The organism is Flavimaribacter sediminis (genome assembly GCF_019492055.1).
In the GTDB taxonomy this organism is placed as follows: Bacteria; Pseudomonadota; Alphaproteobacteria; order Rhizobiales; family Rhizobiaceae; genus Flavimaribacter; species Flavimaribacter sediminis.
Genome location: NZ_JAICBX010000001.1, coordinates 45,458 through 65,530, shown reverse-complemented (window position 1 = coordinate 65,530; position 20,073 = coordinate 45,458). Strand labels below are relative to the sequence as shown.

21 protein-coding genes are annotated in these 20,073 nt (G+C 60.5%); 8 read left to right on the top strand and 13 right to left on the bottom strand.

The features are described from left to right. Positions 1-81: 81 nt before the first annotated feature. The 3 genes from K1W69_RS00335 to K1W69_RS00325 are packed head-to-tail and all read right to left on the bottom strand — an operon-like array spanning position 82 to position 2,883. The gene (locus K1W69_RS00335; RefSeq protein WP_220226346.1) at positions 82-402 is read right to left on the bottom strand and encodes an NIPSNAP family protein; all 321 of its coding nucleotides are present in this window, start codon (positions 400-402) and stop codon (positions 82-84) included. Then, positions 399-2,030, bottom strand: coding sequence for a GMC family oxidoreductase (locus K1W69_RS00330; RefSeq protein WP_220226345.1), 1,632 nt, complete (start codon positions 2,028-2,030; stop codon positions 399-401). Before K1W69_RS00330 ends, K1W69_RS00335 begins: the two co-directional genes overlap by 4 nt. 4 nt (positions 2,031-2,034) lie before the next feature. Further along, positions 2,035-2,883, bottom strand: coding sequence for a uracil-DNA glycosylase family protein (locus K1W69_RS00325; protein WP_258570754.1), 849 nt, complete (start codon positions 2,881-2,883; stop codon positions 2,035-2,037). Between the two features lie 204 nt (positions 2,884-3,087). On the opposite strand from K1W69_RS00325, the gene K1W69_RS00320 reads away from it, so the two are divergent. Beyond that, positions 3,088-3,762 carry a TetR/AcrR family transcriptional regulator gene (locus K1W69_RS00320; RefSeq protein ID WP_220226344.1) on the top strand — a complete coding sequence of 225 codons (675 nt, stop codon included), beginning with the start codon at positions 3,088-3,090 and terminating at the stop codon, positions 3,760-3,762. A 13-nt stretch (positions 3,763-3,775) separates the two neighbouring features. On the opposite strand, the gene K1W69_RS00315 is transcribed toward K1W69_RS00320, so the two are convergent. After that, a complete protein-coding gene (locus K1W69_RS00315; protein ID WP_220226343.1) occupies positions 3,776-4,990 on the bottom strand; it encodes an MFS transporter in 1,215 nt (404 codons plus the stop codon). Positions 4,991-5,187: 197 nt separating this feature from the next. Between K1W69_RS00315 and K1W69_RS00310 the strand changes: the two genes are divergently transcribed. Continuing rightward, positions 5,188-5,634, top strand: a complete 447-nt coding sequence (locus K1W69_RS00310) for a MarR family winged helix-turn-helix transcriptional regulator (protein ID WP_220226342.1) — start codon at positions 5,188-5,190, stop codon at positions 5,632-5,634. 34 nt (positions 5,635-5,668) lie between these two features. Here K1W69_RS00310 and K1W69_RS00305 read toward each other — a convergent pair whose 3' ends face one another. Together K1W69_RS00305 and K1W69_RS00300 are read right to left on the bottom strand one after the other, a co-directional pair. Then, positions 5,669-6,121 (bottom strand): MaoC family dehydratase, encoded by a 453-nt coding sequence (locus K1W69_RS00305; RefSeq protein WP_220226341.1) that lies wholly within the window; start codon positions 6,119-6,121, stop codon positions 5,669-5,671. A 159-nt stretch (positions 6,122-6,280) separates the two neighbouring features. Beyond that, positions 6,281-6,979, bottom strand: coding sequence for a TetR/AcrR family transcriptional regulator (locus tag K1W69_RS00300; RefSeq protein ID WP_220226340.1), 699 nt, complete (start codon positions 6,977-6,979; stop codon positions 6,281-6,283). Between the two features lie 123 nt (positions 6,980-7,102). Here K1W69_RS00300 and K1W69_RS00295 point away from each other — a divergent pair, with 123 nt between their 5' ends. The 3 genes from K1W69_RS00295 to K1W69_RS00285 all read left to right on the top strand — a co-directional run bounded on the left by K1W69_RS00295 (position 7,103) and on the right by K1W69_RS00285 (position 10,595). After that, positions 7,103-8,350: an HlyD family secretion protein gene (locus K1W69_RS00295; protein ID WP_220226339.1), complete on the top strand. Its 1,248-nt coding sequence runs from the start codon at positions 7,103-7,105 to the stop codon at positions 8,348-8,350. A gap of 68 nt (positions 8,351-8,418) precedes the next feature. Further along, on the top strand, positions 8,419-9,939 hold the full coding sequence (locus K1W69_RS00290) for a DHA2 family efflux MFS transporter permease subunit (protein WP_370688207.1): 1,521 nt from the start codon (positions 8,419-8,421) through the stop codon (positions 9,937-9,939). Between the two features lie 167 nt (positions 9,940-10,106). Beyond that, entirely contained in the window at positions 10,107-10,595 is a 489-nt protein-coding gene (locus K1W69_RS00285; protein WP_220226337.1) for a hypothetical protein, read from the top strand. Here K1W69_RS00285 and K1W69_RS00280 read toward each other — a convergent pair. Beyond that, positions 10,574-10,798, bottom strand: a complete 225-nt coding sequence (locus tag K1W69_RS00280) for a hypothetical protein (protein WP_220226336.1) — start codon at positions 10,796-10,798, stop codon at positions 10,574-10,576. The two genes, K1W69_RS00285 and K1W69_RS00280, sit on opposite strands and share 22 nt — an antisense overlap. Before the next feature lie 141 nt (positions 10,799-10,939). Here K1W69_RS00280 and K1W69_RS00275 point away from each other — a divergent pair, with 141 nt between their 5' ends. The 3 genes from K1W69_RS00275 to K1W69_RS00265 all read left to right on the top strand — a co-directional run bounded on the left by K1W69_RS00275 (position 10,940) and on the right by K1W69_RS00265 (position 14,362). Then, the gene (locus K1W69_RS00275) at positions 10,940-12,121 is read left to right on the top strand and encodes an alpha/beta hydrolase (RefSeq protein ID WP_220226335.1); all 1,182 of its coding nucleotides are present in this window, start codon (positions 10,940-10,942) and stop codon (positions 12,119-12,121) included. An 86-nt stretch (positions 12,122-12,207) separates the two neighbouring features. After that, positions 12,208-13,203, top strand: coding sequence for an LLM class flavin-dependent oxidoreductase (locus K1W69_RS00270; protein WP_220226334.1), 996 nt, complete (start codon positions 12,208-12,210; stop codon positions 13,201-13,203). 160 nt (positions 13,204-13,363) lie between these two features. Beyond that, positions 13,364-14,362: a serine hydrolase domain-containing protein gene (locus tag K1W69_RS00265; protein WP_220226333.1), complete on the top strand. Its 999-nt coding sequence runs from the start codon at positions 13,364-13,366 to the stop codon at positions 14,360-14,362. A 26-nt stretch (positions 14,363-14,388) separates the two neighbouring features. Here K1W69_RS00265 and K1W69_RS00260 read toward each other — a convergent pair whose 3' ends face one another. The 6 genes from K1W69_RS00260 to K1W69_RS00235 are packed head-to-tail and all read right to left on the bottom strand — an operon-like array spanning position 14,389 to position 20,014. Beyond that, positions 14,389-15,792 (bottom strand): NAD(P)/FAD-dependent oxidoreductase, encoded by a 1,404-nt coding sequence (locus K1W69_RS00260; RefSeq protein ID WP_220226332.1) that lies wholly within the window; start codon positions 15,790-15,792, stop codon positions 14,389-14,391. After that, entirely contained in the window at positions 15,785-16,075 is a 291-nt protein-coding gene (locus tag K1W69_RS00255; RefSeq protein WP_370688154.1) for a (2Fe-2S)-binding protein, read from the bottom strand. The genes K1W69_RS00260 and K1W69_RS00255 overlap by 8 nt, the downstream gene beginning before the upstream one ends. After that, positions 16,068-17,168 (bottom strand): NAD(P)/FAD-dependent oxidoreductase, encoded by a 1,101-nt coding sequence (locus K1W69_RS00250; protein WP_220226330.1) that lies wholly within the window; start codon positions 17,166-17,168, stop codon positions 16,068-16,070. The genes K1W69_RS00255 and K1W69_RS00250 overlap by 8 nt, the downstream gene beginning before the upstream one ends. A gap of 59 nt (positions 17,169-17,227) precedes the next feature. Next, positions 17,228-18,220, bottom strand: a complete 993-nt coding sequence (dctP, locus tag K1W69_RS00245; RefSeq protein ID WP_220226329.1) for a TRAP transporter substrate-binding protein DctP — start codon at positions 18,218-18,220, stop codon at positions 17,228-17,230. 28 nt (positions 18,221-18,248) lie between these two features. After that, positions 18,249-19,547, bottom strand: coding sequence for a TRAP transporter large permease (locus K1W69_RS00240; protein ID WP_220226328.1), 1,299 nt, complete (start codon positions 19,545-19,547; stop codon positions 18,249-18,251). Next, positions 19,544-20,014: a TRAP transporter small permease gene (locus tag K1W69_RS00235; protein WP_220226327.1), complete on the bottom strand. Its 471-nt coding sequence runs from the start codon at positions 20,012-20,014 to the stop codon at positions 19,544-19,546. Before K1W69_RS00235 ends, K1W69_RS00240 begins: the two co-directional genes overlap by 4 nt. Positions 20,015-20,073: the final 59 nt, after the last annotated feature.

Below are 20,073 nucleotides of genomic sequence, written 5' to 3'. Positions count from 1 at the left end.
CAGTCATCGTTCAGTTCCTTCTCTGAGTTTCGCAGTTCTTGTTATGACGGCCGCGGCGCGTCGAAGCGGCCGTTTCGCGTATCAAGCGCCGGGAGAAAAGGGCGCAGGATTCATGATCATCACGTCCTGGCTCCGGATCGCGTCCAGGGCCCAGACTTCCGAAATGAAGGTTTGCCAGTCAGGGTCCTGATACATGGCCTGGCGTCGCGCCTCGCGATCCGCCAGACTGTCGTATCCCCACATGAGAACGGTTGTGTGCAGCCGGCCGATCTCGCTGACATAGAGACCCAGAAACCGGTTGAGATGCCGCTTCTGGATCGCAAGACCTTGCGACTCGTATTTCTTGAGCCATCCGTCGACCGAGCCGGGACGAAACGTGTAAGTGCGATGTTCGACAATCATGAGCGCTGATCCTCCATTGTCATGAATTCCGCCGCCTTCTCGCCGATCATGATGGCGGGCGCATTGGTGTTGCCGCTCGATATGATCGGCATGATGGACGCATCGGCGATCCGGAGACCTTCAAGGCCGCGCACCTTGAGCCGCGCATCGACGACGGCGTTCGCATCCGTTCCCATCTTGCAGGTGCCGACCGGATGGAAGGTCGTCATGGCCGTCTCCCGAAGCCAGGCCTCGAGGTCGGCGTCGCTCGCCGCTTCCGGGCCCGGCGCAAGTTCCTTGCCGCGATAGGGATCGAAGGATTTCTGCGCGATCACCTCCCGCGTCATCCGGATGCCGGCGATCATCGTCTGAAGATCGTGATCGGACTGGAGATAGTTGGCCTGGATGCGCGGCGCATCGGAAGGATCGGCCGAGCGCAGCGTGATCTCGCCGCGGCTTTCCGGATTGACCGGACCGACCCGCATGGTGAAGCCGTGATCGCTTTCCGTTGGGTTCTTGCGCTTGAAGGGATTCGGGAAATGCAGATTGGCGGTCTTTTCCAGCGCCGGCATGAAGTGAAGCTGGATATCCGGCGCTTCCAGCCGGTCATCCGATTTCAGGAAGGCGCCGCCTTCATAGGAAAAGGTCGTGACGATGCCGCGACCAAACATCATCCCTTCCACCATCGACCATGCCAGTTTGTCGGCGCGCAGGTCCGAATAGAGGGTGACAGGCTTGGTGCATTCCCAGGACATGACGCAATCGACGTGATCCTGCAGGTTCTTGCCAACGCCGGGAAGATCGTGCACCGGCTCAATGCCGTGCGCTGCGACTTCATCGGCCGGACCGATGCCGGAAAGAAGCAGAACCTGCGGCGAGTTGACCGTGCCGGCGGAAACGACGATTTCGCGATCCGCATGCGCCGTTTTGGTCTCTCCGTCCTGCAGATATTCGACGCCGACGGCCCGGCCGTTCTCCACGACAATCCGCTTTGTCAGCGCGCCGGTCTCGACAGTCAGGTTCTTCCGGTCGAGGACAGGCTGCAGGAAGGCGCGCGAGGTCGACCAGCGCTTGCCGTCCTTGATCGTGAAGTCGAACCGGCCGAAACCCTCCTGGCCTTCCCCGTTGAAGTCGTCATTGGCCGGGTGTCCGGCCTCGACGCCCGCATTGATGAAGATTTCGTGCAGCGGATTGGAGCCCCGCGCCCGGCATACGGTCAATTCCCCGCCGGAGCCGTGGTACTCCCCATTGCGCTGAATGTGTCCTTCGGAGCGGCGGAAGGCCGGCAGCACGTCATCGTAGGACCATCCGGGCAAGCCCATCTGGGACCAGCGGTCGTAGTCGTGGCGATTGCCGCGAACGTAGATCATGCCGTTGATGGTGGACGAACCGCCCAGCACCTTGCCGCGCGGCCAGTAGAGAGATCGACCGTTGAGATACGGTTCCGGCTCCGTGTGATAATGCCAGTTGTAGACGCCGGATTGAAACAGCTTGCCCATCAGCATCGGCAGGCGAAACAGCGGATTGCGATCCCGGCCGCCGGCTTCCAGAAGCAGCACCCTGGCGCCGGGGTCGGCGGACAGCCGGTTTGCAAGCACACAGCCGGCAGAGCCTGCGCCGATGATGATATAGTCGAAGGTCTTGCTCATATCGTCACCAGTCAATCGGCTGGACGCCCTTCGCCTCGAGCAGGCGGTTGCAGGCGACAAAGGGGTTTTCCATCGGCAGCAATTCGTCGGCGAACGCCGGATGCGGGCGGGAGATCACATGAATGGGCGGCGACGGACTGGTCAGGCGGGCGAGAGCCAGACAGTCCGTCGCCGCATCGCCAAACGCGATGATCACCAGAGGGGCGCCGCGTTCGACGAGAATCTCGAGCACCCGCAACATCAGCGGACGCCAAACGGGCAAATGCCCGCGCGCCTGATGCGGATCGACTGCGACCTGGAAGCGGGACAGCGTGAGCGAGGAATTCAGCAACAGCACGCCCTGCCTGACCCACCGGTCGGCCAGACGATCGGCGGATTCAAGATCGACCTTGCCGGACTCGATTTCGTCCAGCAGTCCGGGCCAGGCTTCAAACGAACGGGCGTATTCCGGTTTGTCAGCGCGCGCCGCGCAGATCAGCTGCATATAAGCGCGAACGCTTTTCGAGAACATCTTGTCCAGCTCGCGCCACACCGCGACATTGCCGGCCTCAAAAGCACGACCGGTTGCAAAGTCCGGCGCGGGATAGGGGTCCTGCCCCAAAATCAGGCAGGTCACGTCTTCCGGTGCAATATCGTCAAATGCGCGCAGCATATGCGCGCCCTCAGGCGCGCCAGGAAAGGTCTGGCCGCGGCGGGCGGGAAAGATCGGCTCCCAGGGCTCAAGCATCAGAGAAGGATCGCAATCGTCGAAACCAAGCGCGACGTCGCCGAAGACCGCGCGCCAGGCCTCTGGCAGATCATCTTGCCAGTCCTTCAGCGTTTCCTGCAAAGCTTCGACCAGTCGTTGCGGCATGAAATCCCCCTGGAACGGGATCAAGCTTTGCAAGACCTGACCAAAACGTCAAGTAATGAAATTGCAAAACCTGACCAAAACGTCAGATTTTTCCTGCAGCCCCTTCCCTCGCCGAAAAGAACGGTTTATTGCCCTTGACTGCGAAACGACCGAGGCGGAGAAAGCAGACCGGGAGAGATCAATGCCGGAGACAACAGGACGACCATGGTAGCGCCCAAGAAAAATTCAGAGGCTCGCATACGCGCGCGCAACGAGGCGAAGATCCTCAAAGCCGCCGTGGACCTGTTTTCCCGCAAGGGTTTCGACGGCACACGCATCGCCGAGATTTCGCAGGCGAGCGGTCTGCCGAAGGCCAATGTCTACTATTATTTCGAGACCAAGGAAGCGATCTACGCGACGCTGATAGAGAGGCTGCTCGCCGGTTGGGACAGGGCCCTCGATCATATCGACCCGAAACGCGAACCGGAGGATGCGCTGCGCGACTATATCCGCGCCAAAATGGACTATTCCCGCAAGAACCTCGTTGATTCGCGCTTCTTTGCCAACGAGATGCTGCGCGGCGGCAAGTTTCTTTCGCGCAAGCAGAAGAAGCACATGCAGAAGATCACGAAGGAAAAGGCTGCGGTGATCGAGGGCTGGATCAGGGCCGGCAAGCTGGCGCCGGTCGACCCCAACCACCTGTTCATGACGATCTGGGCGTCGACCCAGTTCTACGCGGATTTCGCCACGGTTGCGGCCGTAACGCTGTGCAAGAGCCGGCTTTCGGCGAGGGACTACGAAGAAGCCTACGAAAATATCGTGACGCTGATCCTGAACGGGTGCCTGAAACCGGCGACAGCCGGGACTCGCCAGGTCGTGTCGACAAACGGCGGATCCTGAAAACAGACAACGATCACCTCATCCGCGATGCCCGGGCTGTGCGGTTCTGCGCCGCCCCGTCTGGCGTTGCCGGCTCCGCAGTCGTTTTCGGGGTGAGGTCGCGCAGCGACAGCGCCAGGCCCATGGCGGCAATCAAGGCTCCGGCCAGACCGACGCTCCACAAGCCGAACCGAGCCGTTGCAATGCCGCCCGCGGCTGTCCCCAGCCCCTGCTCCATGAAGATCATCGATCCGTTGAAGGCAAAAGCTATGGTGGCTGCGGGTCCGGCGACCGAGGCCAGCCGCGTCTGGATTATCGGGGCGCAGGCAAAAAGACATGCGGAGCCAGCGAGAAGCGCTGTCGCGATGAGAGCTACTGAATTCGCCGCCATGTATCCGCCAGATAGTGAGAGTATGTAGAGGCACTGTGTTGCGAGTATACCAGCCAGAAGCCATGGCAGCGGGCGGTTGGATTTGTCGGCAAGGCGCGCGCCCGCAGAAAGACCGACGACAGAGCCGACGCCGATCAAAAGCTGCATCAAGCCGATCGATCCGCCGGACAGACCTGTTGCGGCAGTTACGACCGGCCCAATCAGGCCAACGGTAGCGAAGGTTGCGGTGAACGCCAACAGGGTGACGCCAAGAAGCCAGGGAATCGGCCATTGAAGGATCACTCTGTAGGCTTTTGCTGACAAAAGCGGCGGCGCTGCACTCTTCGGAATGAACAGGTAGGTCAGCGTCGCCACGAGAAGGCAAAGGCACGCGGAGAACCAGAAGGACGCAGCCCAGCCGTATACCGATCCGATGACCGAGCCGAGCGGTATGCCGAAAAGAAACGCAAGCGAGTTTCCGCCCAGAATTGCGGCCAGCGCAACGGAGCGCCTTTCGGGTAGGATCAGCATCACCGCAAGCATTGAAGCGACCGGCACTGTAAGGGCGCCTACAAACCCTGCGAATGTCCGAATGACCGAGAGTTGCCAAAAGGACGATGTCATCGCTGAAAGCGCATTGGCGGCGGCCAGGATGACAAGGACGAGAAGAAGCAAGGTCCGCTTCTCGACGCTTGCAGTCGCAATGGCCAGGACGAGGCCGCCCACGCCGCACGCGATCATGAAAGCTGTCTGCAACTGGGCGACGACGGCGACAGAAACACCAAGGTCTGACGCCATCGGCTCCAGCAATCCGGCAAAAGCGTAAGCACCGGTCGCAAACGCAAATGGAGCAAGCGAAAGAACAAGAATCCGAAACATGCTTCAATCCCCTATCTGGCTGCGGTCACATTTGCCGAGTTTCATCAGTTGCGCGGACCCGGGAGACCCCGCATTCGACGGCAACGCCCTGCAAAAAAAATTTCTTTGCCAAAACCCGATGCTCCCGGATATTAAATGCATATGCCTACTAATTGCATGCATATGCATTCATATTGACGCTGTCCAGAGAAAGTTCCATGAAGAATGACGACAAGACCGAGGCGCTCGACGCCCTTGTTGGAGGTGACTGCGTAGGCCTTACGCTCCGGCAGGCGGTGCGTCGGGTTAGTCGGCGCTACGATGAGGCGCTCGCGCATCATGGCCTGACGATCGGTCAGCTCGGCATCATGGCGGCAATAAAAGGGCGATCCGTCACGTCGGTGCAGGAATTGGCGGATTTCTTCGACATGGATCAATCGGCAATGTCACGCAGCCTGAAACCGCTTGGCCGGAACGGGCTCATCATGGATCACTCAAGCGCCCGCGACCGGCGGCGTCGGCAGGTTTCTCTGACCGACGAAGGCGAAACATTGTTACGGGACGCTGCACGGACATGGAACGTCGTACAGTCGCAAATGATAGAAGACCTCGCCGGCGACATGGATCAGCTGCGCTCGATGCTTGATTCACTCGCGCGCGACTGAGGCTTTGCAGATTCACCCGAACAACCGGATCCTGTTACGCCGGTCTCTTCAGCATCAGCGCGAGGCGCCGGCATTCGCACACGATCTCGTCACGCTGATTGATTCCGCGCTGCAGAAACGTGACAATGCCTTGCGTCGGTCGCGACTTGCTTTCGCGTTTGGCCAGCACTTCCGTGGTCGCGCGGATCGTGTCGCCGGCAAAGACCGGCTTCGGAAATCTGACGTCTTCCCAGCCCAGATTGCCGACGGTCGTGCCGAGCGTCGTCTCGCCAACCGACAGGCCGACGACCAGACCAAGCGTGAAGATGCTGTTGACGAGCGGCTTTCCAAATTCGGTGGTCTTCGCATATTCGTGGTCGATGTGGATGGCCGCCGGGTTCATCGTCAGGGTCGAGAACAGCGTGTTGTCCATATCGGTGACGGTGCGCCGAACCTCGTGTTCAATCACCATGCCGATCTCGAATTCCTCGTAAAACTTGCCAGCCATCCCTCATGTCCTCCTGTCGCGGCGAATCGGCCCCGGTAAAGAAGCACGTTATCACAGCGCCCGGACATGCCGATCTCGTGGTATGAGGAAAACCTGGACGCCAGTCGCTTTCCGCCGTTGTCGACAGGACGTCGCAAACGCGCACCGTCAGATCAACGATCAGGACGCCTGGAGGAGGTCTGTTCCATAGCGCGCCAGGAACATATCGACCGCGCTCGTCACCGTTGTTTCGATCTCTTCCGATGGCGGCGGCGTCTCCCGCATTCCGAAGATGCAGGCGCGAAACAGGCCGGCCGTGCTGAGATCGAAGAACTGTTGAGCCGCGAGCGACAAATCCGGTATGTCGAGCAGGCCGGACTCCATCTGCCTTTCGAGATAGGTCCTGAGCATCGTCTTGCCGGAATCCGGGCCAGTGTCGAAAAAGCGCTTGCCGAGCGCTGGCATTCGCTCCGTCACGCCGATCACAATGCGCTGCGCGCGCACGGCCTGCGGCATCGTCAAACGTGTCGCCAGGACAACTCCGTAGTGCAACAGGGTGTCGCGTATGCTTCCACCTTCCTTCAGCACCTCCGCCAGTGAAGCAAAGGTCGCCGACCGCTCGCGTTCGATCAGCGCGCCGAACAGGTCTTCCTTGTTCTCGAAGTAGACATAAATCGTACCTTTCGACACGCCTGCCTCGCGCGTGATGTCGTTTATGCTGGCGGCGTCATATCCCACCTGCATGAAGACGCGCTTTGCGCCGTCAATGATCTGCTGGCGCTTGGCCGGATCCTGTCCCGCCACCCGCCTGCCAGGCTGCCTGTCGGCTGCGTCCATAGCCGCCTTCAGGCTTTCGTCCCTGATGGACACCGCCGACATCTCGCCTCCACGAATCTTTTTCGAACCACCCGGTTCGATTTGCTCTTGATATGGCGCACAAAACGTCCTAGGTCAATTCGAACCGAACCGTTCGGTTCGATTTAAAGTTTCAGGAATGCAGTGATGCCCGCGTCCGACCGTGTTGACACTGAAGAAGCGAATGACGAGACAGCCTCAGCGGTCCGCCCTACTGCCGAACTGAAGAACTTTCCCGCTACGCCGGCGGCCGGCGAAGAAACGGCGCGCAAGCCGGATCCGGCCAACGATACGACGACGGCGGAAAAGGCGACAAATACCGACGGCGGGTCGCCCGTCCGTCGCATGATCCTCATGACAATCCTGTTGGTCGCTCTCGGCGGCGGCGGCTGGTTTGGCTATGACTGGTGGACCGTCGGACGGTTCATGATTTCTACCGACGACGCCTATATCGAAGGCGACATCACCACGATATCTCCCAAGATCACCGGCTACATCGCCGCGGTGAACGCGGTCGAGAACCAGCACGTGAAGGCGGGCGATCCGCTGATCACGCTCGATGACGGCGATTACCGGATTGCAGCCGAGCAGGCCAAAGCGCAGATTGCCACCCAGCAGCTTACCATCAAGCGGATCGCCGCCCAGATCGAAGGCGGTCGCGCAGCGCTTGCGCAAGCCGAAGCCCAGCAGGAAGCGCTCGAGGCGACGACCGAGAACGCAAGGACGGCGCTTGAGCGGGCGTCCAAGCTGCAGCATTCCGGGCACGTATCGGAAGCGATGCTTGATTCCGCAAAGGCTACCTACGAGCAGGCGCACGCCAATCTTGCCGGAGCAAAAGCCGGCATCCTGGCGGCGAATGCGGATATCGCGGTGCTGAACGCCCAAAAGGCCGAAGCCGAGAGCACATTGACTACCCTGAGACTCGCCGCCGACAAGGCGGACCGCGATCTTTCCTTTACCGTCCTTCGCGCGCCCTATGACGGCGTTGTCGGCAATCTCGCCACGCACGAAGGCGATTTCGTTTCCGCCGGCCAGCGCCTCGCCGCGCTTGTGCCCGTCGATGCGCTCTATATTGACGCCAATTTCAAGGAAACCCAGCTTGAGGGCATAGTACCCGGGGAGAAGGTCGACATTCATGTCGACGCCTTTGAAAGCGAACCGGTTGTGGGAACCGTGGTTTCGATCTCGCCGGCCTCGGGCTCGGTATTTTCGCTCCTGCCGGCCAACAACGCCACGGGCAATTTTACCAAGATCGTCCAGCGTGTGCCCGTGCGGATCGCCTTGCCGGCCGATGCGCTTGAAAGCGGCCGCCTGCGCGCGGGCCTCAGCGTCGTTGTCGACATCGACAGCCGCACCGCGCCCGATGACATGACCCGCACCGCGGCCGCCCACTAGAGCCTGCGACCATGTCCGACGCGACCTTTACTCCGGACCTCGCCGAACCGTCCGGGGACGCGGTGCCGATGCGCCGCGTCATCGCCTTTCTGGCGATGGTCTTCGGCATGTTCATGGCCATTCTCGACATCCAGATCGTTTCGGCCTCGCTGTCCGAGATCCAGGCGGGCCTCGGCGCCGGACAGGACGAGATCGCCTGGGTGCAGACCTCCTATCTCATAGCCGAGGTCATCATGATTCCACTGTCCGGTATCCTGGCGCGAATTTTGTCCACACGCGTGCTGTTCAGCATTTCGGCAGCCGGTTTCACCCTCGCCAGCGCCCTTGCCTCAACCGCAACGACCATCGATCAGATGATCATCTACCGGGCCATCCAGGGCTTCATCGGCGGCGGCATGATTCCTTCCGTCTTCGCGGCGGCCTTTACCGTCTTTCCGAGGTCGAAACGGCCCATCGTATCGCCGATGATCGGGCTGGTCGCTACCCTCGCCCCAACCATCGGTCCAACCGTCGGCGGCTACATTTCCCATGCGCTCTCCTGGCATTGGCTGTTCCTGATCAACATCGTTCCCGGAATAGCAGTGACGCTGGCGGCCTGGACGCTGATCGATTTCGACAAGCCGGAACGCAATCTCATCAAGTCGTTCGACTGGTGGGGCCTTCTGGGCATGGCGGCGTTTCTCGGCAGCCTCGAATATGTGCTGGAGGAAGGTCCGGCCAATGACTGGCTGTCGGATGCGAGCATCGCCGGCTTCGCCGCTCTCATGACAATCGGCGCGATCCTGTTCTTCTACCGCGCTTTCGCGGCGAAACTTCCCGTCGTCGATCTCAGAGCCTTTTCCGATGTCAACTTCGCCTTCGGTTCCGTCTTTTCCTTCGTGATGGGCGTCGGTCTTTACGGACTGACCTATCTCTACCCTCTCTATCTCAGCACCGTGCGCGGTTACGATTCACTGATGATCGGCGAGGCGATGTTCGTGTCCGGGCTTTGCATGTTCCTGACCGCGCCGGTCGCCGGAGCGCTGTCGGCCCGAATGGATCTGCGGCTCATGCTCCTGATCGGCTTTGTCGGTTTCGGGTCAGGCACCTGGATCATGACGGGAATGACCGCGGACTGGGATTTTGACGAAATACTTCTGCCGCAGATCCTGCGCGGGGTGTCCCTGATGCTGTGCATGGTGCCCATCAACAACCTTGCACTGGGCACCCTGCCGCCCGAGCGGATGAAGAACGCATCGGGTCTTTTCAATCTCACCCGCAATCTTGGCGGCGCAGTCGGTCTCGCGGTCATCAACACGATCCTCAACAACCGCGATGACATGCATTATGCCCGGCTGGCGGAAAGCGTGAACTGGGCCAATCGCAGCGCGCTGGACACGCTTGAAAGCCTGTCCCGGACCTTTTCCACACAGGGTCTGCCTGGAGATGACGCCGCGGTCAGCCAGCTTACCGCTATCGTGCAGCAACAGGCCTGGGTGATGTCCTTCATCGACGTGTTCTGGTTCATGACGGCGCTTTTCGTGGGCCTTGCGCTGGCTGCGATCCTGATGAGGAAACCGGAAAACGCCACTGCCGGCGGCGGACACTGACGGGTCTGTCTCAGCCCATTGCCTCAAGGCCTTTCTGCAATTTTGCAAAGAGCCGGAACGAGAGACCGCAACGATCGTTTCATCTCCTGTAGCTCTGCCCCGATACCGTCACGAAAACCGGATATCGGTCGCAGGACAGAAACTCGAGACAGGTGTCCGCGCGAAACATGATGATCGACAAGATTTCACACAACGCCAGCCAGTGGCTCCTTCACACCACCATGCTCACGGCGTTCCTGTTGACGGCGATGCCCGCCGTTCAGACCACCGCCCAAACCATGAGCGAAGACAAGACGGAGACGATCGTCGGTTCCGAGGTCAAGGAAAAGAGCCCTGCCGATATCCGGTCCGTCGATACGGTGATCGCCGCCATCGGCCAGGCCGGGGACGCGGCTGAAAAAATCCTGCTGCTCGTCAATGTCGAGAGTTTCGACATCCAGTTCCTCGGCGAACCCGAGACCATCGACGGCTATAAACAGATCGAAACGGCGATTGCCGACAATGAAAGCGCTGTCGCGGACATGCGTCACGCCATGAAAGGCAGCGCCGTGTTTTACAATGCGCTCGATTCCCATGCCGTCGACATCGACAAAGTCGTGGCCGCGCAGATCACGGAGGACGGCGCAGTCACCGTCTACCTGCTGGCATCCAAATAACGTGAGGCGTTTCGAGAACCGCCCGGCGCCCGCCACTTGTTGATCAAATACCGAAAGGGCAGGAGCGGATCCGGAATGCGGCGCGCAACGGCGCCCGCCGCCTGATGGGCCTGTGTGCTGCGAATGGCGCGGCTTCTGGCGATGTAATAATCATAATCGATCGATCCGTCCTTGCGGGTCCGTAAGCTGTTCGTGTCGGTCATGGCAATCTCTCCTTGTCCAGTGAAGACAAGATTGCCCGACACGCCGTCGCTTCGCTTGAAGACCATATTGAGATAGTCTTGAGATTATCTTGAGATTATCTTGATATCTTCGCGCAACCGGCCACAGGACTTGAAGATCTTATGAAATATAGTTTTGCCGATTGTGTGCTCGACGCCGAAAGCTACAGCCTCGCACGCAACGGACAGCCGGTCGCGGTCGAACCCCAGGTCTTCGATCTCCTGCTGCTGCTTGCGCGCAACGCCGGGCGCCTGGTGACCAAGGATCAAATCATCGCGGAGATCTGGAACGGACGCATTGTCTCCGAAGCGACGATAAGCGCGCGCGTCAACGCTGCCCGAAAGGCTGTCGGCGATACCGGGAAAGAACAGAAGGTTATCCGCACCGTGACCCGTCGCGGCCTGGAAATGATCGTCCCCGTGACAACCGACGCCGAAGAACGACCAGTTCCGTCCTCGAAAGCGCCGCAAACGGTGCGCTTCACCCGATCATCTGATGGAACGCGCATCGCCTACGCGGCATCCGGCTCCGGACCGCCTCTCCTGCGGGCCGGCCATTTCCTGACGCATCTGGAGAAAGACTGGCGCAGCCCGGTATGGCGGCCCTATATCGAGGCGCTCGGCGCCCGCCATACGCTCATCCGCTATGATCAGCGCGGAACCGGACTTTCTGACGACAGGCTCGGCGATATCTCTGTTGAGTCCTATGCGTCGGATCTGCTCGCCGTTGCGGACGCCGCAGGGCTGGAGCGGTTTCCGATCGTCGCATCCTCGCAAGGCGCGCCGGCGGCGATCAGGGCTGCAGCGACGCATCCCGACCGCATCAGCCGAATGGTGCTCTATGGCGGTTTCGCGCAAGGACGGGCGCACCGCGATCCCGATTTCGGCGAGGCTGAAACCGATGCGCTTCTGACCATGATCCGCAGCGGTTGGGGCAATCCGAAGAGCGCTTTCATGACCGCCTTCACCACCCTGTTCTGCCCGGGCGCCTCACGCGCCGAGCTGGACAATCTGGTCGAAATCCAGCTCGCCTCCGCCTCTCCGGAAAACGCAGCGCGTATCCGCGTCGAGATTGACCATATCGACGTTTCGAACGATCTGGAGAAGGTGCGCGCGCCAACGCTCGTCATCCACGCCAGCAATGATTCGGTTCATCCGGTTTCGCAGGGACGCCTGATTGCGGCGGCGATCGAGGACGCCGAATTCCTTCAGGTCGAGAGTGACAACCACATCTATTTGCCGTCCGATCCGGCGTGGAAAACGATCGTCGACGCGCAACTGGAATTTCTGAACCGGGGCGACTGACCCTGCCCGTTGGCTTATGCATCGCGGGGCACTACATAGAAAACAAAGCCAGTTCTCTCCAATTTTCATCCTGTCAGAGTAGTTTCATGATCCCCTATTCCATTCTCGACCTTGCCCCCGTGCCCGAAGGCTCGAGCGTCGAAGACGCGTTGCGCAACAGCATTGATCTCTCGCGCCACGCCGAGCAACTGGGGTACAACCGCTATTGGCTTGCCGAGCACCACAACATGCCGGGCATCGCCAGCGCTGCGACGTCCGTGCTGATCGGCCAGATCGCCGGCGCCACGACATCGATGCGCGTCGGTTCCGGCGGCGTGATGCTGCCCAATCATGCGCCGCTCGTCATTGCCGAGCAATTCGGCACGCTGGCGACGCTCTTTCCGGGACGGATCGACCTTGGCCTTGGCCGCGCGCCAGGCACCGACATGCCTACGGCGCGAGCCCTGCGGCGCAACCTCGACGGCGGAGACAACTTCCCGCAGGACGTGGTCGAACTGATGGCTTACTTCTCGGATGAAGCGCAGAACTTTTCGGTGCGAGCGATCCCGGGGGCAGGAACGCGGGTTCCCGTCTGGATACTTGGATCAAGCACCTATGGCGCGCAACTGGCCGCTCATCTGGGTCTGCCCTATTCCTTTGCATCGCATTTCGCCCCGGCGGCGCTGGATGTCGCGCTGGAAATCTACAGGGACACCTTCAAACCCTCCGAACAACTCGAGAAGCCCTATTTCATGCTGGCGATGAACGTCTTCGCCGCCGACACGGACGAGGAAGGACAATTCCTTCATTCCACCATGTTGCAGGCCTTCGCCAATCTGCGGAGCGGCCGACCGGGCAAACTGCCAAGACCGGCGAAAGACGTGCATGAACGTTACGACCGGGCCATACTGGAATCCGCCAGTCAGGCGCTCTCCTTCTCGGCCGTCGGCTCGGCTGCGACCGTGCGCGACCGGATCCGCTCCGTGATCGATCGATACCGGCCGGACGAAATCATCTTCACGGGACAGATTCACGATCACGCAGCTCGGCTCAAATCCTTCGAAATGGCGGCAGGCCTGATGAGAGCAATGGAGCCGGCCTGACATCGAAAACGAAGTCGCCGGGATCACGAAACGGAATCCAGTATCGGGATTTTTGATTTTTCAATCAAGGTAAAGCCGATCACCGGCGCGGTGCGAGATTTCGCGAGACATGGCAGTGGATGGCGGATTTGCAGCCCAACAGGCAAAACGAATGATGGGGATGAACAGGCGCAATTTTTCAATGATCGCCGCCGCCGGGCTCGCGGCGCCGTTTCTGGTTCTGCGCGCGCCTCCCGCGTGGACACAGGAGCAGAGTATCGAGGAGGCCGCGCGTTCCTTTGATCGACTGCGCTCGCTGATCGTGCAGCACGGCGAGGAGGTGTTGTTCTCCGAAGCTTTAAGTGGTCCGCCGCTCGACCGACCAGCGAATATCAAGTCCTGTTCGAAAAGCATCGTTTCGCTGTTGCTCGGAACCGCAATCGATCGTGGAGAGACGCCAGGCGTCGATGCGCGCCTGGCCGCAGTCGCTCCAACCATCATCCCTTCCGACGCCACGCCGGGCGTGGAAGACATCACGCTTGAAGACCTGGTGACCATGAGGGCGGGCCTGGCGGCCACGTCCGGTCCCGAATACGGCGCCTGGATCAGTTCGGACGACTGGATCGGTTACGCCCTGCGGCGACCGATGGACGGGCGACCCGGCGGCCGCATGATCTATTCGACCGGCTCGACGCATGTTCTGGGCGCAGCGCTGACGGTCGCCACCGGCGAGGATCTGCTGACACTGGCCCGCGCGCGTCTCGGCGCGCCTCTCGATATTGAAATCCCTCCATGGACCCGGGACCCCAAGGGATTTTATCTCGGCGGCAACGAAATGGCGCTTTCGCCGCAGGCAATGCTGAAAATCGCGATCCTGATGCGCGACGGCGGAGGCTTCGAGGGCGAGCAGATTATTCCCAAAAGCTGGGTCGACGCCTCGACGCAGGCGCGCACCCGTTCGCCCTGGTCGGGGATGGATTACGGCTATGGATGGTTTCTGACAGAGACAGGATTCATCGTCGCGCGCGGCTACGGGGGCCAGATCATCGCCGCCAACCCCTCTCGCAAGCTGGCCGTCGCCCTCACCTCCGATCCCGATCGTCCGGCGCGCTCGGCCGGATATTTCGGCGAACTGATGCGGTTTCTCGACGGCCCGATCCTGCAGGCCGTGCGGGGGTGACGCGATTTCGACACGTGCAATCACATCTAGGTTTCTCTGGTGATTTCCTGTTCGCCTTCTTCCGCCACGCTGGCCATTTCCTGAAGCGTAACCGGCTTGATTGGCGGCCGAATGCGATAGTATCCCGTCTGATCCGGCGAGCGAGCATTCTCCGAGGCGAGCAGTTCTGTCACGGTCAAGCCACAGCACCGCCCCTGGCATGGCCCCATGCCCAGCCGACCGAAAGCCTTGGCCTGGTTCGGGCCAATGCAGCCAAGCCGCGCAAACCGGCGTATTGCGCCGGCTGTGACCTCTTCGCAGCGGCACACGATCGTATCGTCAGCGGGCGACACGGCTTCCGCATAGGGAGGATAGGCCCTGTCCAGGAATGGTCGGATGGCCAATTCCCGCCTTAGCCTGCGGCGAAGCGGACCGGCCGCCTTGTCTCGCTGTTCGTCTGTTATTGCGCCGAGCCCGCAGGCGACCTGACAGGCCGAGATTTCACCCGCAAGCGCCGCCACAACTGCGCCGCCGACGCCGGCGCCATCTCCGGCGATGAACACTTCGTCAATCGGTGTTCCTCCCCACTCGTCCGTAATCGGCGCAAAAGCCCGCTGCTGTTCGCGCCATTCATGCGCCGCGCCAATCGAAAGAGCAGCCTGTGTGTTTGGAACCACGCCATGGTGCAGCAACACCGTCGCACATTCCAGACGATGCTCCTGTCCGTTTGTCCGAAATCGCAACGCCTCCACGGACGTTTCGCCGTCAATGGCGATCGCCGTCGCGCCTGTGTAGCGTTTCACCCCGGCGCGGCGCAGTTCGGCAAGGAGTCCCAGTCCCTTCGCCAGATCGCGCCAGCCGCGAATGGCCCCCAGTCCATGGCGTAGGGAGAAAAACAAATCCGCCATGGACTGGGTCTCGACCAGCGCTAGCGGGCGCGCGCCAGCGCGGCACATTTGGGCCGCCGTCAGATAAAGCAGCGGCCCGCACCCGGCAAGAACGGCTTTATCGAGCACCATTCCCGATTGCTTGATGAGAATTTGAGCGGCGCCGACCGTCATGACGCCGGGCAGCGTCCACCCGGCGACAGGCATTGGCCGCTCAAGCGCGCCCGTTGCTATAAGCAAACGCTTGCCGATGACGAACGAGGCGACGCCGTTGATCGAATAGGCGACCGTTGTGCGGTCTTCGATCTGCCACACGACCGCGCCCTTGACATGGGTGATGTTCGGGTGCTCGAGGGCGCGGACCAGGGACAGCCCGTCCACAAAGTCGGCTCCAAGTATGTCGCCGCGCACAGGCGCCGCGTTTTCGACCTCTCGATAGATCTGACCGCCCGCCCGCAATTGTTCGTCCAGCAAGACAACCGTCAGCCCCGCTTCCGCCGCTGTGCGGGAGGCGGACATGCCTGCGGGGCCCGCACCGATCACAACGAGATCGGCCTCAAGCATTGTCCGACTCCCGAACGGCGGAGTGACGAGAAATCGTCATCCCCGCCACAACCTCCGTCATGCAGGCCTGCCGCGCTACGCCGTCAATCTCGACCAGACAGTCGAAGCACGCGCCCATCATGCAGTACGGGTTGCGGGGCGCGCCCGAAACGGGCGTTTCGCGAAACGGCGAGACGCCGGCCGCGAGCAACTCCGCGGCCAGATTTCCGCCTTCGCGGACCTTGACTTCCGCTCCAGCGAATTGAATGGAAACAAGCTGTTCGGGCGTCTGTAATCTACGCACTGACGAAGCGGTCTTCACCAAACACCTCCAGATCCGTCGGTTTCGCTTTTCCTTCCAGCCAGTCGGGGAGAATGCGCGCATGCGCCGCGGCAAGCGTGATTCCGCTGTGACAGGTCACCAGATAGGCGCCCGGCATCTTTTTGCTTTCCTGATAAATGGGGAAGCCGTCAGCGGAGAGAACCCGAAGCGCGCCCCAGCTCCGCACAAGCTTGGCGCGCGCAAGCAGAGGATAGGTCTCGACAGCGGTTCGAGCGAGGCCCGCCAGTCCGCGCAGGGTGACGTTATCGTCATAGCCAACCTCTTCGTTGGTCGCGCCGATCTGGACGCCGCCCTCATTGACCTGGCGTGCGATCAACGAAGGTCGGTTTATGAACTTTGGAAGTTTCTCCGTAATGAGCACCTGCCCTCTCTGCGGACGGACGGGGGCCATGAAACCCATCTTCGGACCAAGGGTCGCTGCGCCGAGACCCGCCGACAGAACAACCTTTCCGGCCTCGACGATGCGTCCATCCGAGCATTTCAAGCGGAAATGCCCGTCGTGTTTGACCGATTGAACGGTTTTGCCATTCCAGATTTTACCACCCAGGCGCCTGACATCGTCAGCCAGGGACAGGAGCAGTTTCAACGGATTTGCGTGTCCGTCCTGGTGATGAAGGATGGCGCCAACGACCTTGGGCCCGATTTCAGGCTCCTCCTTGCGCAATTCGTTGTGACCAAGAATCTCGTACGGATAGTTTCCGCCCAGTTGAGCCTTCAGAACTTCGTACTTCCTGACGGTGTCAGCGAGTGTCTCCTCGGAAAAATGGAAATCGTAACCACCCTCTTGTGCGAGAGCGATGCGATGACCGGTGTTTCCTTCAAGCTCATCCGAAAAGGGGCGCCATTCCGCCACTGATCGCTGCGACCAGCGCGCATATTCGGGACGGCCAATCCCTTTTGACTGGACCCACACCAGCCCGAAATTGCCGCGGCTCGCACGAAAGCTGCCGTCATCCCCGTCGATGACAGTTACTTTGTGGCCGCGCTTGAGCAGGCCCCAGGCGACAGCCAGGCCCACGACGCCTCCTCCGATGATGGCGAAGTCAGATTCCATTCAACACCCTGAAAACAAGATCCTGGCCGGGCGGCGATCGCCACCCGGCCCGATTTGGTCTAGTTTTGAGCCTGATCCAGAATGGACTGACCCCATTCCTGGCCAACATCTTCCAGAACCTCCGGCCAGACGACCTCACGCACCTTGCCGGCCATGGCGGCGAGTTCATCGTCGCTCAGTTCGACCACGTTTGCGCCCAACTCGTCAGCGAGCCGCTGTTCCCACTTGGCCTGATCTTCTTCGGCGACTGTCCAGCGCTGGGTTTCGAAATCGATCGCAGCCGCCTTCAAGGCCTCCTGGTCTTCGGCGTCGAGGCTTTCAAAGGCTTCCGTGTTTACGATCATGAACCATACTTCGAAATGCGTATTGGCCGGAATGTAGGTCTTCGTAACGTCACGAAACGAGGCGTAGTAGCCTTCGGCGCCCGATCCGATGACGCCATCGACCACGCCTGTCTGGATGGCGGTGAAAGCTTCCGAAAACGGGATGGGCGAAGGAATGTAGCCAAGCGCTTCGCCGGTCAACTGGAAGCTCTTGATTCCGGGTACCCGCACCTTGATGCCGTTCGGCGAAGGATCGCCGGGGTGAACGGGATCGGTGTTCAGTGAAATGCCTCCGAAATAGACCGGATAGGCCGCCAGCATGGTGATGCCCTGCTTGGCGAAGAGGTCCGCCATGGTGTCGTGCAGGACGCCTTCCGGGCCGTAGATCTTGCGAGCCGCCTCCCAGTTCGGGGCGAGGTAGGGGAACGACGCGATCTGCATCTTCCTGTCGGCAGCTGTGGCCGCCGGCTGTGTCGCCATTTCCACGGCGCCGACGGAAACGCGCTCCTGAACGGCGGTGTAGTCGCCGAGCGCCGAGGCGGGGAATATCTTGATGTTGACGTCCCCGCCTGTCGCTTCCTTCACCGTGTCGGAAAACGCATTGAGCTCCACATCGATCGTCGCGCCCTGTGGACGCACATGGCTCATCTTGAAATCGGCCGCCTGCGCGAAGCCGGTCAGACCGAACACTGCGGTGATTGCGGTTGTATAGAGTAGTTTCTTCATCATGGTGTTCCCTTTGCTGGTTTGAAGTTGTTCAGTAGCCAAACAGTCTCGGCAGGTAGAGCGAGAGATCTGGCCAGAAGGATGTGAGAAAGACGACCGGCACATAGCCGATCAGGATCAGGATCATAGCCGGCGGGATGACTTTGGTGACCTTCACCTTGCCGACCCGGGCTCCGAGATAGAGGATCGACGCATAGGGAGGCGTGACGCCTCCCATGGCGGTGTTGACGCCCATGATCGCGGCGAACTGGATCGGGCTCACGTCGAGCGCCTGCATCAACGGCAGCAGCAGAGGCGCAACCAGAAGGATCGCTGTCGCGTCGTTGACGACCATGCCAATCAGGAACAGGAGAATGTTGATCAGGATGAGCAGAACGACCTTGTTCTCCGTGACGCCGAAGATGGAGCTGACCAGTTGCTGGGGGATGCTTTCGTAAACGAACATCTGCCCCAGGATCATGGAAAACAGGATCATGATCATGATGGCGCCGACGGACGTCGCCGCTTCCTTGCCGGCGAGAAGGAAATTGTCCCAACGCAATCCGCGATAGATCACGAACCCGACCGGAACGGCGTAGATGACGGAAATGGCTGCGGCTTCTGTCGGCGTAACAATCCCGCCATAGATACCGCCAAGGATGATGACCGGCATGAGCAGGGCGGGAAAGGCGTGGACGCCTCGCCTGGCTGCATTGACGGAAAGCTCGGAGATGCTCGGCTTCTCGTCAAGCACCAGATTGAACCTGCGTGACATCCAAAGGTTCACGACGGAAAAGTTGAACATGATCAACAATCCCGGCAACAAAGTCGCCAGGAAGCAGGCGAGGATCGAGGTGTCCGTCACCCAGCCGTAAAGGATCATCGTCACCGAGGGAGGGATGAGCAGGCCCAGGATCGAGGAGTTCGCGACCAGCGCCGTAGCATACTCCCTCGGATATCCGCGCTCTGCCATTTCGGGAATGAGCAATGGCCCGATGGCTGAAACGCCGGTCAGTCCGGACCCTGAAATCGCGCCGATGATCGCGCAACTGACGGCGGCGACCACGCCCAGGCCACCGCGCACATGCCCGATAAATACGTTGACGAACCTCAGGAGAGCCGCCGCTATCCCGCTCTCTGACATGATGGTGCCGGCGAGAACGAACAGCGGTATGGCCAAAAGCACAGGGTTGCCCAATTGCTGGACGCCCCACAGCACCATGCCTTTCATGGTCACATCGCCGATAAAGTACATCACTGCCAGGGCGGCTCCGAAACACCACGGCAGCGGCACGCCCAACGACAATGTGAGAACAAGAGCCGCGATAGCCAGAAGCGCGATTTCGGTCATTGCGCGCTCCCGCTTTTCAGGCTGCGCACATGTGCAAGCAGATGCGAGGCGGTGTAAGCCATCATCAGGGCGAGGCCGACGACCAACGCCACGTCGGCCCAGAAGGTCGGGATGTAGAGAGTCGGGCTCTCTTTCCATACGCGCCAGGAGTAAGTGGTGAATTCCCACGCCCATGTCAGAAGCCACAGGCCGATGGCCAGGCTGATAAGTTCGCCGACAATCGCCAGTATCGTGTGCTGGCGCTCTGTTTTCAGAAAGATCTCGAGCACGTTCGCCCGGATATGCGTATTCTCGCGGGAAGCGTTGACCGCGCCGAGAATGTAAAGCCAGATCGTCGGAAACATGATCGACTCTTCCAGCCCCATCAAAGGAACCTGGAGCACGTATCGTGTGATCACCTGGACGAACTGACCCAACGCCACGCTGCAAATCAGCGCCGTCAGCACATACTGCGTAAGCTTCTCCAATCATACCCCCTGGGATCAGGTTTCTCTGAACCTTGATGATCTGCAGACTTGGGCATTAT

Coding starts and splice junctions, on each gene's coding strand:
- K1W69_RS00335 (WP_220226346.1), bottom strand. CDS start 402: ATGATTGTCGAACATCGCACTTACACGTTTCGTCCCGGCTCGGTCGAC.
- K1W69_RS00330 (WP_220226345.1), bottom strand. CDS start 2,030: ATGAGCAAGACCTTCGACTATATCATCATCGGCGCAGGCTCTGCCGGC.
- K1W69_RS00325 (WP_258570754.1), bottom strand. CDS start 2,883: ATGCCGCAACGACTGGTCGAAGCTTTGCAGGAAACGCTGAAGGACTGG.
- K1W69_RS00320 (WP_220226344.1), top strand. CDS start 3,088: ATGGTAGCGCCCAAGAAAAATTCAGAGGCTCGCATACGCGCGCGCAAC.
- K1W69_RS00315 (WP_220226343.1), bottom strand. CDS start 4,990: ATGTTTCGGATTCTTGTTCTTTCGCTTGCTCCATTTGCGTTTGCGACC.
- K1W69_RS00310 (WP_220226342.1), top strand. CDS start 5,188: ATGAAGAATGACGACAAGACCGAGGCGCTCGACGCCCTTGTTGGAGGT.
- K1W69_RS00305 (WP_220226341.1), bottom strand. CDS start 6,121: ATGGCTGGCAAGTTTTACGAGGAATTCGAGATCGGCATGGTGATTGAA.
- K1W69_RS00300 (WP_220226340.1), bottom strand. CDS start 6,979: ATGTCGGCGGTGTCCATCAGGGACGAAAGCCTGAAGGCGGCTATGGAC.
- K1W69_RS00295 (WP_220226339.1), top strand. CDS start 7,103: ATGCCCGCGTCCGACCGTGTTGACACTGAAGAAGCGAATGACGAGACA.
- K1W69_RS00290 (WP_370688207.1), top strand. CDS start 8,419: ATGCGCCGCGTCATCGCCTTTCTGGCGATGGTCTTCGGCATGTTCATG.
- K1W69_RS00285 (WP_220226337.1), top strand. CDS start 10,107: ATGATGATCGACAAGATTTCACACAACGCCAGCCAGTGGCTCCTTCAC.
- K1W69_RS00280 (WP_220226336.1), bottom strand. CDS start 10,798: ATGACCGACACGAACAGCTTACGGACCCGCAAGGACGGATCGATCGAT.
- K1W69_RS00275 (WP_220226335.1), top strand. CDS start 10,940: ATGAAATATAGTTTTGCCGATTGTGTGCTCGACGCCGAAAGCTACAGC.
- K1W69_RS00270 (WP_220226334.1), top strand. CDS start 12,208: ATGATCCCCTATTCCATTCTCGACCTTGCCCCCGTGCCCGAAGGCTCG.
- K1W69_RS00265 (WP_220226333.1), top strand. CDS start 13,364: ATGAACAGGCGCAATTTTTCAATGATCGCCGCCGCCGGGCTCGCGGCG.
- K1W69_RS00260 (WP_220226332.1), bottom strand. CDS start 15,792: ATGCTTGAGGCCGATCTCGTTGTGATCGGTGCGGGCCCCGCAGGCATG.
- K1W69_RS00250 (WP_220226330.1), bottom strand. CDS start 17,168: ATGGAATCTGACTTCGCCATCATCGGAGGAGGCGTCGTGGGCCTGGCT.
- dctP (WP_220226329.1), bottom strand. CDS start 18,220: ATGATGAAGAAACTACTCTATACAACCGCAATCACCGCAGTGTTCGGT.
- K1W69_RS00240 (WP_220226328.1), bottom strand. CDS start 19,547: ATGACCGAAATCGCGCTTCTGGCTATCGCGGCTCTTGTTCTCACATTG.